Origin of the sequence: Nonomuraea sp. NPDC049607, assembly GCF_040675375.1 — a bacterium.
GTDB lineage: Bacteria > Actinomycetota > Actinomycetes > Streptosporangiales > Streptosporangiaceae > Nonomuraea.
Map to the genome: position 1 here is coordinate 121,589 of NZ_JBFAOV010000022.1, position 12,587 is coordinate 134,175.

Consider the following 12,587-nt stretch of genomic DNA (forward strand, 5'->3'; position numbering starts at 1 on the left):
CCGCATTCTGCCAGGCCCGGTACGCCGCTACTCGCGGTGCATCGGCCTGGTGACGTCGTGGGCCGCGGTGCCCGGCGGCAGGTACGGCGACCCGGCCGCCCCGTAACCGGAGCCGTAGTCGGAGCCGTAGTCGGAGGTGTGGACCGACGGCCGCCCCAGGGACCGCCACCGCGACGGGAACAGCGACACGACCAGCAGGGCCACGCCGAGGAACAGCATGACCCCGGTGTACAGGGCGGTCTGCATGCCCGCCGCCAGCGTCCCGGTGACCAGCCCGTCGGGGATCACCCGGACGCCGGCGCTCAGCTCCACCGCGGGCACCAGGCCGAGCGCGGTGAGGGCGAGGCCGCCGAGGAGCGAGGCGATGGGCGACAGGCGCGAGCCGGCCAGGAACGCCAGACCGGCCCCGGCCGCCGCGACCACGCCGAGCCCCAGCCACGAGATGGTGTACCTGGTGGCCATGGTGAGGCCGATCTCGCCGATGCCGTACATGAGGCAGGCGGCGATCAGTGGAGGAAGGAGCAGCCCCGCGACCACTCCCAGACCATGACGGGCACCGTTGGACATGATTAACCCCGTTTGTTCGGCTGGCTCACCAACCTACCGTGATCGCCCGATCAGCGCTTGATGGTGTACTTGTCCCCGTACACCTTCCAGGTCAGCGGCGGCCTGAGGTCGAGGTTGCCCTTCCTGAGGAAGACGCGCTGCATGGTGTCGACCCGGGTGGTGTCGTCGTGGGCGTCCTCGGCCTTCATCGCCGCCTTCCTGGCGTCGAGGAACGCGTTCAGGTAGGCGACCTCGTCGCCGCCGCGCGCGGGGGAGACGGCCTTGGCCAGCGCGGCCTTCCTGATGCCGCCGAAGCTCAGCTTGTCGGAGCCGGGGCCGTGCATGACCATGGCGTCGTAGTAGGCGAACTGGCCCAGCGCCCGCAGGCCGTCCTTCTTGGCCCGGCGGACGGCCGGGTCGAAGTAGACCCGGTCGCGCTCGTGGTTCTGGGCCCGCCGGAAGGCCGGGTCGGCGGCGGCCTTCTTCCAGTCCCTGACGAACGGCTTCCCGAGGCCCTTGTGGGAGTCGGTGCCGTTGACCTTGCGCAGCGCCGGCAGGTATTTGGCCAGCACGTTCCCGGGCCTGCGCCGGGTGTAGAGCTCGACCAGCTTCAGCATGTCGCCGGTGCCGGAGCAGAAGCCGATGATGCCCGCGGTGTAGCCCCGTTCGTCCTTGATGTCCTCGATGTAGCCGTACTGGGCCTTCCAGTCCAGCGAGGAGTTCTCCGCACTGGACACCAGCCGCATGGCGATGTCCTTCTTGTGCGGATCGTTAAGGTCTGGGGTAGACGCGCCGGTCAGGACGAGGGACAGCGAGAGGAACGTAGCGGTCAGCACCGCTGCAAACTAGCGCAGCGGGCGCAAAGCCGCGAGCTGCTCCGCAAACGGGACGACCTCCCCATCGTCGCTCGACTTCCGCGGAGCCCGGCCCGCCAGCAGGCCGGCCAGCTCCCCGGCGGCCCGGTCGATGCGCTCGCCGAGCCCGTCGGTGAAGGCGTCACCGCCGCCGCCCCAGTCCTCCGAGGCGGCGTAGACGGCGGTCGGCACGACGATGGCCCGCAGGTACGCGAACAGCGGGCGCAGCGCGTGCTCCAGCACCAGCGAGTGGCGCGGCGTGCCGCCCGTGGCCGCGACCAGCACGGGCGTGCCCGTCAGGGCCGTGTTGTCGATCACGTCGAAGAACGACTTGAACAGGCCGCTGTAGGAGCCGCTGAACGTCGGCGTGACCGCGATGAGCCCGTCGGCCTCCGTCACGGCCTCGATCACCTCGCGCAGCCGGGCGCCGGGGAAGCCGGTCACCAGGTTGTTGGCGATGTCCACGGCCAGGTCGCGCAGCTCGACCACGCGCACCTCGGCCTCGCCGGCCAGCCGCCGCCGGGTGGCCTCGGCCAGGCGGTCGGCGAGCAGACGGGTGGAGGACGGCTGGGTCAGACCGGCCGTGACGACGACGAGCTTCATGGGGGGATCTCCCTTTCTGGAGGTCAGACCTCGACGGCCTGGGACGTACGGGCCTGGAGCAGCGAGCCGTGCGTCGGCGCGTCCGGGACGCCGGCCGGGCGGTCCTTGGCCAGCTCCTTGCGCAGCACCGGCACGACCTCCTCGCCCAGGAGGTCGAGCTGCTCCAGCACGGTCTTCAGCGGCAGGCCGGCGTGGTCCATGAGGAACAGCTGGCGCTGGTAGTCGCCGAAGAACTCGCGGAACTCCAGCGTCCGGTCGATGACCTGCTGCGGGCTGCCCACGGTGAGCGGGGTCTCGGCGGTGAACTCCTCCAGCGACGGCCCGTGGCCGTACACGGGGGCGTTGTCGAAGTACGGGCGGAACTCGCGGACGGCGTCCTGGGAGTTCTTGCGCATGAACACCTGGCCGCCCAGGCCGACGATCGCCTGCTCGGGCGTGCCGTGCCCGTAGTGGGCGTACCGCTGACGGTAGAGGTTGATCAGGCGGATGAAGTGCTCCTTGGGCCAGAAGATGTTGTTGGCGAAGAAGCCGTCACCGTAGTACGCGGCCTGCTCGGCGATCTCCGGGCTGCGGATCGAGCCGTGCCACACGAACGGCGGCACCCCGTCGAGCGGGCGCGGCGTGCTGGTGAACCCCTGCAGCGGGGTGCGGAAGCGGCCCTCCCAGTCCACGACGTCCTCGCGCCACAGCTGGTGCAGCAGCGCGTAGTTCTCGACGGCCAGCGGGATGCCCTGGCGGATGTCCTGCCCGAACCACGGGTAGACCGGCCCGGTGTTGCCGCGGCCCAGCATGACGTCCACCCGGCCGTCGGCCAGGTGCTGGAGCATGGCGAAGTCCTCGGCGATCTTGACCGGGTCGTTGGTGGTGATCAACGTCGTGGCGGTGGACAGGATCAGCCGCTCGGTCCTGGCCGCGATGTAGCCGAGCATGGTGGTCGGCGAGGACGGCACGAACGGCGGGTTGTGGTGCTCGCCGGTCGCGAACACGTCGAGGCCCACCTCCTCGGCCTTGAGCGCGATCGCCACCATCGCCTTGATCCGCTCGTGCTCGGTCGGGGTCCTGCCGGTGGTGGGGTCCATGGTCACGTCGCCCACACTGAAGATTCCGAACTGCACTTTAGTCACCATCCATGACTGTTGAATCTTTGACAGGTACCGTAGCGTCCGGCCGCGTGCGGTTATTCCATCATCTCGTGAGGCGTCCCCGTCAGGCGCCCGCGCGGGCACGGAAGGCCGCCGCCTTGGCCCGGTTGCCGCAGCCGCGCATGTCGCACCAGCGGCGGGTGCGGCGGTGGGAGGCGTCGACGTACAGGCGCGTGCAGGGGTCGGCCTCGCACTCGCGGATCAGTGCCGCCTGCGGGCCGCCGAGCAGCTCGATCGCCGCCCGCGCCGTCGCGGACAGCGCGCCGGTCAGCCCGCCGCCGCGCCGCAGGCCGCGCTCGCCGAGCACGACGTCCGCGGGCGCGGGCCGGGCGGTCTCGTTGAGCAGGTCGCGGTCGGCCCGGTCGTACGGGCGGCCCTCGCGGGCGGCCGTGGCCAGCCGGTAGACCGCCTCGCGCAGGGCCGCAGCCCGTGCCAGGTCGTCGTCGCCGGTCGCGGGCGGCTCGTCGAGGAGCCCGGCGGCGACCGTCCAGCGGGCGAGGTCGGCGGGGGCGGCCATCAGGTCGATGCGCGCGCCCCGGCGGTGGCCGATGGTGCCGGCGAGGTCGAGGCCGAGGTTGCCGCTGACGAAGGTGAAGTCCACGACTCCGATGGTAACCGCATTGACAAGTTACTTTCGGCGCTGCGAAGGTTGCTAACCACTGAATGCGGTTATTTGGGGGCGTACGTGACGACACTCATCACCACTCGCGGCGGGACGCGCCGCTTCGGCGCGCGGCACCGATGGGTCGTGCTGTCCGTGGGCGTCGGCGCCCAGGCCGGCTTCTCGGCCATGTTCTCCGGCATCCCGGTGACCGCGGTCTTCATGCGCTCCGGCTACCACCTGTCGCTGGGCTCGCTCGGCCTGGTGCTGTCCTGCCTGGGGCTCGGCGTGGCCGCCTCCGACATCGCGTGGGGCATGCTGACCGACCGGTGGGGCGACCGCCGCGTGCTGCTCGCCGGGCTGACCGCCACGGGCGCGCTGCTGGTGGTGATGGCCGCCGCCGTCACGCCGTCCGAGAACGTGGGGGTGGCCCTGCTGGCCGCGTGCCTGCTGGCCGCCGGTGCGCTCGGCGGCAGCGTGAACGGCGCTTCCGGACGGGCCGTCATGACCTGGTTCGCCGACGGCGAGCGCGGGCTGGCGATGAGCGTCCGCCAGACGGCCATCCCCGTCGGCGGCGCGGTCGGGGTCGCCCTGCTGCCCTGGCTCGCCGAGCGGTACGGGTTCCGCGCCGTCTACGCCGTACCGGCCGTGTTCTGCCTGCTGGCGGCGGCGGCCACCTGGCGCTGGCTGCGCGAGCCGGCCCACGCGACCGCCGCGGCCGCCCCCGAGCCCGGCCCCTCACCGCTGCGCCGCTGGGACGTGTGGCGCCTGGCGCTGGCCAGCGGGCTGCTCACCGTGCCGCAGTTCGCCGTGCTGTCCTTCACCGCGGTCTTCCTGCACGACGTCAAGGGGGCCGGCGCCGCCCTGGCCAGTCTCACCGTGCTGATCGCCCAGCTCGGCGGCGGCGCCGCGCGCATCTGGACCGGCAGGCGCACCGACCGCCGCGGCGGGCGGCGCACCTGGATCCGCGCCATCGGGACGCTCTCCGGGGTCGTGATGGCCGCCGCCGCGGTGCTCACCTCCGCGCCCACGCCGGTCACCGTCGCCGCCCTGGCGCTCGGCGGCCTGCTGGCCAACTCCTGGCACGGCATCGCCTACACCGAGATCGCCGCCATGGCGGGAGCGGCCAGGGCGGGCACCGCGCTCGGCCTGGAGGGCACCGCCTGCTTCGCCTCGGGCTTCCTGACCCCGCTGCTCGTCCCCGTGGTGCTCGCGCTCGCCTCGTGGGAGGCGGTGTGGGGGCTGGCCGCGCTCGCCCCGCTGCTGGCCGTGCCGCTGGTGCCCGGGACCGCCGTCACAAGGCGTCGACGGCCGGGGATCGCCTTCACAGGGCGTTGATGGCCGCCGGGCCGAGGATGTGCTCGGGAGCGCCGCGCTCGGCCACGGTGATCATCGCCTGGCCGATGCGCTCGGTCGTCGTCACCTCCGCCGGGAACAGCCGGCGCAGCAGCGGGTAGAGCGGCGCGACCACGACGTAGGCCAGCCGGTACCAGCGGGTGCGCGAGGTGATGCCGTGCATCGGCTGGATGTATCCCGGACGGAACATGTAGGCGTGGAACGGCAGCGCGAGCAGCGCGTTCTCGGTCGCGCCCTTCACCCTGGCCCACATCGCGCGGCCGTGCGCGTCGGTGCCGGCGCCCGAGACGTAGACGAAGGTCGAGGACGGGCTCAACCGGGCCAGCGTGGTGCCGGCCGCCAGCGTGTAGTCGTAGGTGACGTGCCGGTAGTCCCGCTCACTCATGCCCGCCGAGGACACACCCAGGCAGAAGAAGCACGCGTCGTAGCCGGACAGCTCGTCCTCGATGGGGGACAGGTCCGACAGGTCGGCGTGGACGATCTCGCGCAGCTTGCCGTGGACCGCCCCCGTGGGCGACCGGCCGACCGTCAGCACGGCCGTCACGCGCTCGTCGAGCAGGCACTCCCTGAGCACGCCGCGCCCGACCATGCCGGTCGCCCCGAAGATGATCACTCTCATGGTTCAGCCAGATCCCACCCGCCGCGCCGCCGCAGCACCCCCAGATAGTACGCCGCCGACAGCACCGCGATCCCGGCCGTGACGTACAGGCTGGGCCGGCCGATCACCGGGTCCAGCGCGTTGAGGTAGATCACGTACGCCAGCGCGGCCAGCGCCGCCACCGGCGCGAGCGGGAACCACGGCATCCGGTACGCCGCGTGGCCGGTCGTGCTGTTACGCCGCCCCGCGAGCGCGCCCAGGCACAACGCGGCGTACACGGCCACGATCGAGGTGCCCGTCACCACCAGCAGGAAACGCTCGTCTATGAAGCAGCAGGCCGCGCTGACCACGCCGGTCAGCGCGGTGGCCACCCAAGGCGAGCCATACCGGGCGTGGATGGACGACAGCATGCGGCTGACCGGCGCGGGCCAGGCGCGGTCCCGTCCGGTGCTGAACAGCATGCGCGAGGTGATGAGGATGATGGCCAGCACGGCGTTGAGTATGGCCAGCGCGACGGCCAGGGAGATCACCGTGTTGGCCACCGAACCGGCGCGGGCGGTGACGAAGTACTGCATCATGTTCTCCGCGCCGAACAGGCCCTCCAGCGTCGGCGCGCCCACCAGCACCGCCGTCACCGGCACCAGCTCGGCCGCCACGGTGACGCCCAGCGCCCACAGCACGGTCCTGGCGATGCTCTTCGGCGCGTCGTGGACCTCCTCGCCGAAGTAGACCGCCGAGCCGTACCCGTTGTAGGAGAAGATCGCCACGGCGGTCGCGGCGCCGATCAGCCCGAGCGAGGCGGGCACCAGCGCGCCGCCGTCCCCGGCGACCACGGGGTGGGCGATCAGCTCGATCGGCGACCGCTGCGGCCGGAACAGGCCGAGTGCGGACACCACCACCAGCGCGATCATCTCGATGGCCAGGAAGATGCCGGTCACCCAGGCGTTCAGCTTGATGTCGAAGACCGCCACGACGGTGGTGAGCAGGCACGTCACGGCCGCCACCAGCGGCCCGTCCAGGCCGGGGAGGACGACCGACAGGTACGCGCCCACGCCCAGCGCGATGACGGCGATGATGAGCAACTGCGTGATGAGGATCAGCCCGAGCACCACGAACCCGGGCAGCCGGCCGAGCGTCCGGGCGGTGATGGCGTACTCGCCGCCGGTGAGCGGGAACGCCGAGCCCAGCTCGGCGTAGACGAAGGCCATGAACACGCCCACGACGGCGCCGGCCAGGTAGCTGAGGATCGCGCCGCTGCCGGCCTGGGAGATCACGCCGGGGGCGATGATGAAGACCGAGGACGCGGGGGTGATGGCGGACAGGGTGAGGAGGAGGGTGCCGAGGAGCTTGAGTCCCCGGTGCAGGTGTGGATGGGCGGCCGTTGTTGCCACGACGCCTCCTTGGGGGGTTCCTTGAGCGAGTATCAAAGAACTAACCGGGGCCTGCGTCAAGGAGGGCTTGCGTTTTTTGAAGGGCCTATGAAGAATCGCGGCCATGGCGCGACCCAGCCGGGCCCGGGAGAAGCGGGCCGAACTCGTCACCGCCGCCCGCCGGGCGGTGCTCGAACGCGGCATCCTCGACCTGCGGCTGCGCGACGTCGCCGAGGTCGCCGGCATGTCGGCCGGCTCGGTGCTGTACTACTTCCCGAGCATGGCCGACCTGCTGCAGGAGGTGCAGCGCGAGGCGGTCGACCGGTTCTGCGCCGCCCGCGAGGCCGCCGCCGCGCGCGAACCCGACCCCCGGCGGCGCCTGGTCATCACCATCGGCAGCGGCCTGCCCGCCGGTCCGGGCGACGAACTGTGCGTGCTGCTGTACGAGCTGGGTGCGCACGCCCGGCGGGACCCGGCGTACGCGGCCCAGCACATCAGGCTGTACGAACGGCAGGTGGGCCTGTACGCCGCGATCCTGGAGGCGGGCTCGGCGACGGGCGTCTTCACGTTGACGCGGGACGCCAGGACGATCGCCCGGAACCTGGTGGCGCTGGAGGACGGGCTGGGGTTGCACCTGCTGGACGCGGTGCGGCCGTTCGACACGGAAACCGCCCGCGACCTCCTCCTCTCCTACGCCACAGACACCACCCAATGCCCCCTCCCGCCCCCATAGCCCTTGCCCTTCTCCACCTCAGCCACGCGCCTCCCTCTCCGCGTTCCGGAGTGTGTGGCCCTGTTACCCCCCAGCCACCCCGCGCCACCGACCAGTGCGAGGGAACATTCGTCCAATCCTTCGCCGCACCCCGGCCGAGACAGTGGCCCCATGACCAGTTTCACCGGCGACAGCACCAAGAGCACGACCCTCTCCCTGGACGACGGCGACCTCCACGTCTACCAGGACGGCCCCCGCGACGCCCCCGCCCTCCTCCTCATCCACGGTTCCGCGTCCTCGGCCCGCTCCTGGGACCAGTTGGTCCCCCTGCTCACGGGCTCCCACCACGTCATCCGCATCGACCTGCTCGGCCACGGCCGCTCCGCCAAACCGGACGACCGTGACTACACCACCCCGGATCAGGCCCGCCGGGTCGGCGAGGCACTGGACCGGCTCGGCGTACGGCGGGCCGTAATCGCAGGCCACTCCAGCGGCGGCGCGGTCGCCACCGCCCTCGCCGAGGAACGTCCCGACCTGGTGTCCGCGCTCGTCCTCATCAACACCGGCCCCAGCCTGGACGCCTTCATCGCCCCGGCCTCGGCCGCGTTCACCCCCTCACAGTGGCCGCCGACCGACGAACAGCTCCGCGGGTTCGCGAGCACCGGCTTCAGCCGTCCGGGCTACCAACTGCCCGACGAGCTCCTGGACGAGGTGCGCTGCATGACCCTCCACACGCTCGCCGCGACCATGCAGGGCACCCGCGACTACCTGCAACAACGGCCGCTCCCGGACCGGCTGGCGCCCCTCGGCGAACCGCTGCTGGTGATCTTCGGCGAGGACGACCGCCGATGGCGTTCCTCGTCCGCCGCCGACTACCGCACCGTGCCTGGCGCGGAGGTCGAACTGCTACCCGGCCTCGGCCACACCCCCATCCTTGAGGACCCCGAACGGACCGCCGTCCCACTCCTGGCCTTCACCACAACCCACGCCAACCAGCCCCACTGAACACACCGAAGCGGGCACACCGAACGCTCCCGCCGCAAAGCGGCTGCATACACCGATAAGACGCCGACCCACAGCCGGCCACGAAGCCGCTCCGCCACCGGCCAAGGCACAGACCGAGGGCCGGGCGGCTCCGTACGGGCCCCGGCAAGCTCACTGGGCCGTGCGCCAGCTCTGCTCCTCCACCAGTTCCTCACTCCGCCACCCACCGGCCGTGCGCCGCATCCGGTGGTGGTACCACCCGCCGCCGTGCACGAACCCCTTGGCATCGGACGCGGCCATCTCCCGGGTCGGGGCGAGGGTGTCGGTGAACGGCGCGCTCACCTGCGCCTGGTCACCGGTGAGGACGATCCGCGCGGCCCCGATCAGGTGCAGGCGTCCCGGCCAGTGCGGCAACACCTCGGCGAGCCAGCTCTTGACCTCCGCCAGACCGCCCCTGATCCCGCCCGCGGACCGGTAGTCGATGAGCGCGTCGGGGCTGAACACCTCGTCGAGCAGGTCCCACTCACCGGAGTCGACGGCCCGCGAGTAACGGGCCAGCAGGTCGGCGATCTCCAGGCGGTCGGCGATTTCCTGAGCGTCCATGCCCCTGATCGAACCAAACGCTTGCTACCAACACCAGGCCCGCAGTCCGGGAACAGCCGGAAACGCATCAGCCAGGCCGGCGATCCGCCGGCCTGGCTGATGAGAGATGGTGGACGATACTGGGATTGAACCAGTGACCTCTTCCGTGTCAGGGAAGCGCTCTCCCGCTGAGCTAATCGTCCTTGCAGAGGTGGCGACGGGATTTGAACCCGTGTGGACGGCTTTGCAGGCCGCTGCCTCGCCTCTCGGCCACGCCACCGAGCCGGAAGCTCCGAGCGGAAGACGGGATTCGAACCCGCGACCCTCACCTTGGCAAGGTGATGCTCTACCACTGAGCCACTTCCGCGTGCGCCCCGCTCGTGCCGGGCGACGAGAGAACTCTAGCGAATCCTCGCCGAGTCCCCAAACCGGAGCGCTTCCGCGCAGGTCGTCCTAGGTGTGGCCGCCGTTGACAGTCACGCGCTGGCCGGTGACGAACGCGCCGCCGTCCGAGGCGAGGAAGGACACTGTGGCGGCCACGTCGGCCGGCGTGCCCATGCGGCCGAGCGGCACCTCGGCCAGGTAGTCGGCCTCGTCGTCGCCCGCGTGCCGCTCCACCGGGATCCAGCCGGGGGCGACGACGTTCACCGTGATCCCGTACGGACCCAGTTCGCGCGCCCAGGCCTGGGTCATGGCGTGCTGGGCGGCCTTCGCGGCGATGTAGGCGGACATGCCGGGCAGCTTGCGGTCGACGATGTCGGAGCCGATCTGGATCACCCGGCCGCGTCCCCGTTCGCGCATGCCTGGCAGTACGGCCTGCACCAGCAGCGTGGGGCTCTTGACGAAGAACAGGAGCTGGTCGAGGTGGTCCTGCCAGGTCAGCTCCTCGACCGCCACCGACGGCTGCGGCCCGGTCGCGTTCACCACCAGCACCTCCACCGGCCCGAGGCGGGTCGCGACGCGGGCGACCAGGTCGGCGGTCTGGCCCTCGTCGGTGACGTCCCCGGCGAACGCCTCCGCCGCGCCGCCCTCGGCCCGGATCTCGGCCACCACCTTCTCCGCGCCCGCGCGGTCGGAACGGTAGTTGACGGCGACGGCCAGACCGTCGGCGGCCAGCCTGCGCGCGATCACGGCTCCCAGGCCGCGCGAGGCTCCGGTGACGAGGACGACACTCATGCCGCGCACTCTAACCCCCGCCCAACGCCGCCCGCGCGCCCCGAAGCGGGCCGTTCCGAGGGGGCGCGCACGGCCACAGGGCATCGGGTCCAGTGTGGAGGTGAAGGCATGGGGCCGCGTGAGGTGGTGCCGCGGCGCGCCAGGCGTGCCGCGTGCCGCTCAGGTCAGCGGCCCAGTTGCATGCCCGCCGGATGCGGCCCCTCCGTCTCCAGCCGGTACTCCCGCCCCGACACCGCCCGGTTGTCATCGATGACCTGCTCCGACGCCGGCTTCTCCCCGCCCATGACCGCCTCCTGCATCCGCGAGAAGCGCTCGTGGGCCTCCTGCACGTAGCCGGTGCCCAGGGTGGTGCAGTCGATCTGGGTGGCCAGCAGCTCCCGCAGGTACGCCTTGTTCGGCTCGAACGTCACCGGCGGCGGCAGCTCAGGAGCGAGCACCTGGTCGGGATCGCGCCCGTCGAACCGCTTGAACAGCTCGCAGGCCAGCCGCAGGTGCTCGATCTCCATGTTCAGGTGCAGCTCCCAGACGGCCTTCACCTTCGGGTCGGACTCGGTCTCCATGAACGAGTGGTACAGGTAGCACTCGTTGTACTCGTGGTTGAGCAGCATCTCCCACCAGCTCTCGCCCGGGTCGACCAGCGACTCGTAGTGGGTGACGTGCTCCTCCTCCACCATGCCGATCTCCTGGTAGAGGCGGCGCGCGATCGGCTCCATGGCCAGCGGCCCGACGTTCATGTAGTAGTTCATGGTCTGCTGCTCGGCGGCCATCACGGTCAGGGCGTGCAGCTTGGACAGCGGCTCGGTGCGGTGCCGGTCGTAGGGCTCGCGCACGTTGTCGACCGGGTCGCGGTGGTGCAGGTACGTCGGCCGCCCCGGCATGACCTCGGTGACCCCGTCCACGATCTTCTCGGCCTTGCGGTGCTCGATCATCTCGTAGAGGTTGGCGTACCGGTAGAGGTGGTCGAAGTCCTCCAGCACCCCGAACTGGTACGCCTGCGTCAGGTACGGGTCCGGCTCCATCCGGGCCACCCACGCCGTCAGGTCCACGGCGACCTGCTCGTACGCGATCGTGGTCTCCAGCACCGACGAGACGCCGGGCAGCAGCCAGTTGACCACCTTCTGCTGCTGCGCCTCGATGTAACGCACCCGGGCGAGCTGCCGCTTGAGCTCCAGGTCGGTGCAGTGGCGGGCGAGCTGGTGGCTGAACAGGATCGCCTCGGTCTCGATGCCGTTCATCGTGATGATCCGGCAGCGGGTGTAGGGGTCGACGTGGTCGGGATCGATGGGCGGGACGTCGAGCTCCCGCCAGTTGCGCAACTGCTCGTCCAGCGGGATGCCCCGCTCCTGGAGTGGGTCGAAGGCCATGTCGCTGCGCCTACCCGCGCCATAGTGGGGCAACCTCCGCGTTGCGTCGCCGAACGACCCGCGTTCGGTAAGGAGGAGCGTGCCGGACCGGCGCCCGGGTAGGCCGCTGGACGTGGCTGAACACGATGTCATCGACGTGCTGATGGCCCAGCACGGCCAGATCAGGGACCTGTTCGACGAGGTGGAGCAGGCGCCGCCGGAACGGGTGGAGGAGGCGTTCGAGCGGCTGATCCGCCTGCTGGCCGTGCACGAGACCGCCGAGGAGGAGATCGTCCACCCGTACGCGCGCAGGAAGGTGGACGGCGGTCCCGGCGTGGTGGCCGACCGGCTGGCCGAGGAGAACCGCGCCAAACACCTGCTCGTCGAGATCGACCGGGCGGGCGTGGACGATCCGGCGTTCTGGGAGAAACTGGCCGAGCTGCGTACGGCGGTCACCGCGCACGCCCGCAGCGAGGAGCGCTACGAGTTCGCCCAGCTCCGCCACCACACCTCCGTCGTGGAACGCCGGGCCATGGCCGCGGCGGTGCGGGCGGCCGAGGCGGTCGGGCCGCTGCGCCCGCGTCCCGGCGTGGAGTCGGCGACCAGGAACGTGCTGGTGGGCACGCCCCTCGCGCTGATGGACCGGGCCCGCGACATCATCAGGAAGGCCCTGGGGAACCGCGGCTGACACTTCGTTCCTGAGCGAAATGTCGGTGTATT

14 protein-coding genes and 3 tRNA genes are annotated in these 12,587 nt (G+C 71.3%); 4 read left to right on the plus strand and 13 right to left on the minus strand.

Annotated elements, in window-relative coordinates; genetic code table 11:
- Positions 1 to 27: 27 nt before the first annotated feature.
- The 5 genes from AB0J97_RS34280 to AB0J97_RS34300 all read right to left on the minus strand — a co-directional run bounded on the left by AB0J97_RS34280 (position 28) and on the right by AB0J97_RS34300 (position 3,746).
- The gene (locus AB0J97_RS34280; protein ID WP_357703098.1) at positions 28 to 567 is read right to left on the minus strand and encodes a hypothetical protein; all 540 of its coding nucleotides are present in this window, start codon (positions 565 to 567) and stop codon (positions 28 to 30) included.
- A gap of 50 nt (positions 568 to 617) precedes the next feature.
- Positions 618 to 1,382: a chitosanase gene (locus AB0J97_RS34285; protein ID WP_364096477.1), complete on the minus strand. Its 765-nt coding sequence runs from the start codon at positions 1,380 to 1,382 to the stop codon at positions 618 to 620.
- Positions 1,383 to 1,391: 9 nt separating this feature from the next.
- Positions 1,392 to 2,003, minus strand: coding sequence for an FMN reductase (locus AB0J97_RS34290; protein ID WP_364096480.1), 612 nt, complete (start codon positions 2,001 to 2,003; stop codon positions 1,392 to 1,394).
- A 23-nt stretch (positions 2,004 to 2,026) separates the two neighbouring features.
- A complete protein-coding gene (locus AB0J97_RS34295) occupies positions 2,027 to 3,118 on the minus strand; it encodes an LLM class flavin-dependent oxidoreductase (RefSeq protein WP_364096483.1) in 1,092 nt (363 codons plus the stop codon).
- Positions 3,119 to 3,209: 91 nt separating this feature from the next.
- On the minus strand, positions 3,210 to 3,746 hold the full coding sequence (locus tag AB0J97_RS34300) for an ABATE domain-containing protein (RefSeq protein WP_364096486.1): 537 nt from the start codon (positions 3,744 to 3,746) through the stop codon (positions 3,210 to 3,212).
- Between the two features lie 84 nt (positions 3,747 to 3,830).
- Between AB0J97_RS34300 and AB0J97_RS34305 the strand changes: the two genes are divergently transcribed.
- Positions 3,831 to 5,084: an MFS transporter gene (locus AB0J97_RS34305; protein ID WP_364096489.1), complete on the plus strand. Its 1,254-nt coding sequence runs from the start codon at positions 3,831 to 3,833 to the stop codon at positions 5,082 to 5,084.
- Here AB0J97_RS34305 and AB0J97_RS34310 read toward each other — a convergent pair.
- Both AB0J97_RS34310 and AB0J97_RS34315 read right to left on the minus strand, forming a co-directional pair.
- On the minus strand, positions 5,071 to 5,721 hold the full coding sequence (locus tag AB0J97_RS34310; RefSeq protein ID WP_364096492.1) for an NAD(P)H-binding protein: 651 nt from the start codon (positions 5,719 to 5,721) through the stop codon (positions 5,071 to 5,073). The genes AB0J97_RS34305 and AB0J97_RS34310 overlap by 14 nt on opposite strands.
- Positions 5,718 to 7,091: an APC family permease gene (locus AB0J97_RS34315; protein WP_364096495.1), complete on the minus strand. Its 1,374-nt coding sequence runs from the start codon at positions 7,089 to 7,091 to the stop codon at positions 5,718 to 5,720. Before AB0J97_RS34315 ends, AB0J97_RS34310 begins: the two co-directional genes overlap by 4 nt.
- A gap of 103 nt (positions 7,092 to 7,194) precedes the next feature.
- Here AB0J97_RS34315 and AB0J97_RS34320 point away from each other — a divergent pair, with 103 nt between their 5' ends.
- Both AB0J97_RS34320 and AB0J97_RS34325 read left to right on the plus strand, forming a co-directional pair.
- Positions 7,195 to 7,803, plus strand: coding sequence for a TetR/AcrR family transcriptional regulator (locus AB0J97_RS34320; protein ID WP_364096498.1), 609 nt, complete (start codon positions 7,195 to 7,197; stop codon positions 7,801 to 7,803).
- A gap of 150 nt (positions 7,804 to 7,953) precedes the next feature.
- On the plus strand, positions 7,954 to 8,787 hold the full coding sequence (locus AB0J97_RS34325) for an alpha/beta hydrolase (RefSeq protein ID WP_364096501.1): 834 nt from the start codon (positions 7,954 to 7,956) through the stop codon (positions 8,785 to 8,787).
- A 150-nt stretch (positions 8,788 to 8,937) separates the two neighbouring features.
- Here AB0J97_RS34325 and AB0J97_RS34330 read toward each other — a convergent pair whose 3' ends face one another.
- From AB0J97_RS34330 to AB0J97_RS34355, 6 genes are all read right to left on the minus strand, one after another.
- Positions 8,938 to 9,369, minus strand: a complete 432-nt coding sequence (locus tag AB0J97_RS34330) for a nuclear transport factor 2 family protein (protein WP_364096504.1) — start codon at positions 9,367 to 9,369, stop codon at positions 8,938 to 8,940.
- 107 nt (positions 9,370 to 9,476) lie between these two features.
- Positions 9,477 to 9,551 (minus strand) — tRNA-Val (locus AB0J97_RS34335).
- 6 nt (positions 9,552 to 9,557) lie between these two features.
- A tRNA-Cys gene (locus AB0J97_RS34340) sits at positions 9,558 to 9,628 on the minus strand.
- 15 nt (positions 9,629 to 9,643) lie between these two features.
- Positions 9,644 to 9,715: transfer RNA gene (locus AB0J97_RS34345), tRNA-Gly, on the minus strand.
- 86 nt (positions 9,716 to 9,801) lie between these two features.
- Positions 9,802 to 10,524 carry an SDR family oxidoreductase gene (locus AB0J97_RS34350; RefSeq protein ID WP_364096507.1) on the minus strand — a complete coding sequence of 241 codons (723 nt, stop codon included), beginning with the start codon at positions 10,522 to 10,524 and terminating at the stop codon, positions 9,802 to 9,804.
- A gap of 164 nt (positions 10,525 to 10,688) precedes the next feature.
- A complete protein-coding gene (locus AB0J97_RS34355; RefSeq protein WP_364096510.1) occupies positions 10,689 to 11,888 on the minus strand; it encodes a hypothetical protein in 1,200 nt (399 codons plus the stop codon).
- 112 nt (positions 11,889 to 12,000) lie between these two features.
- Here AB0J97_RS34355 and AB0J97_RS34360 point away from each other — a divergent pair, with 112 nt between their 5' ends.
- The gene (locus tag AB0J97_RS34360; RefSeq protein ID WP_357703124.1) at positions 12,001 to 12,555 is read left to right on the plus strand and encodes a hemerythrin domain-containing protein; all 555 of its coding nucleotides are present in this window, start codon (positions 12,001 to 12,003) and stop codon (positions 12,553 to 12,555) included.
- The last annotated feature ends 32 nt before the right edge of the window (positions 12,556 to 12,587 follow it).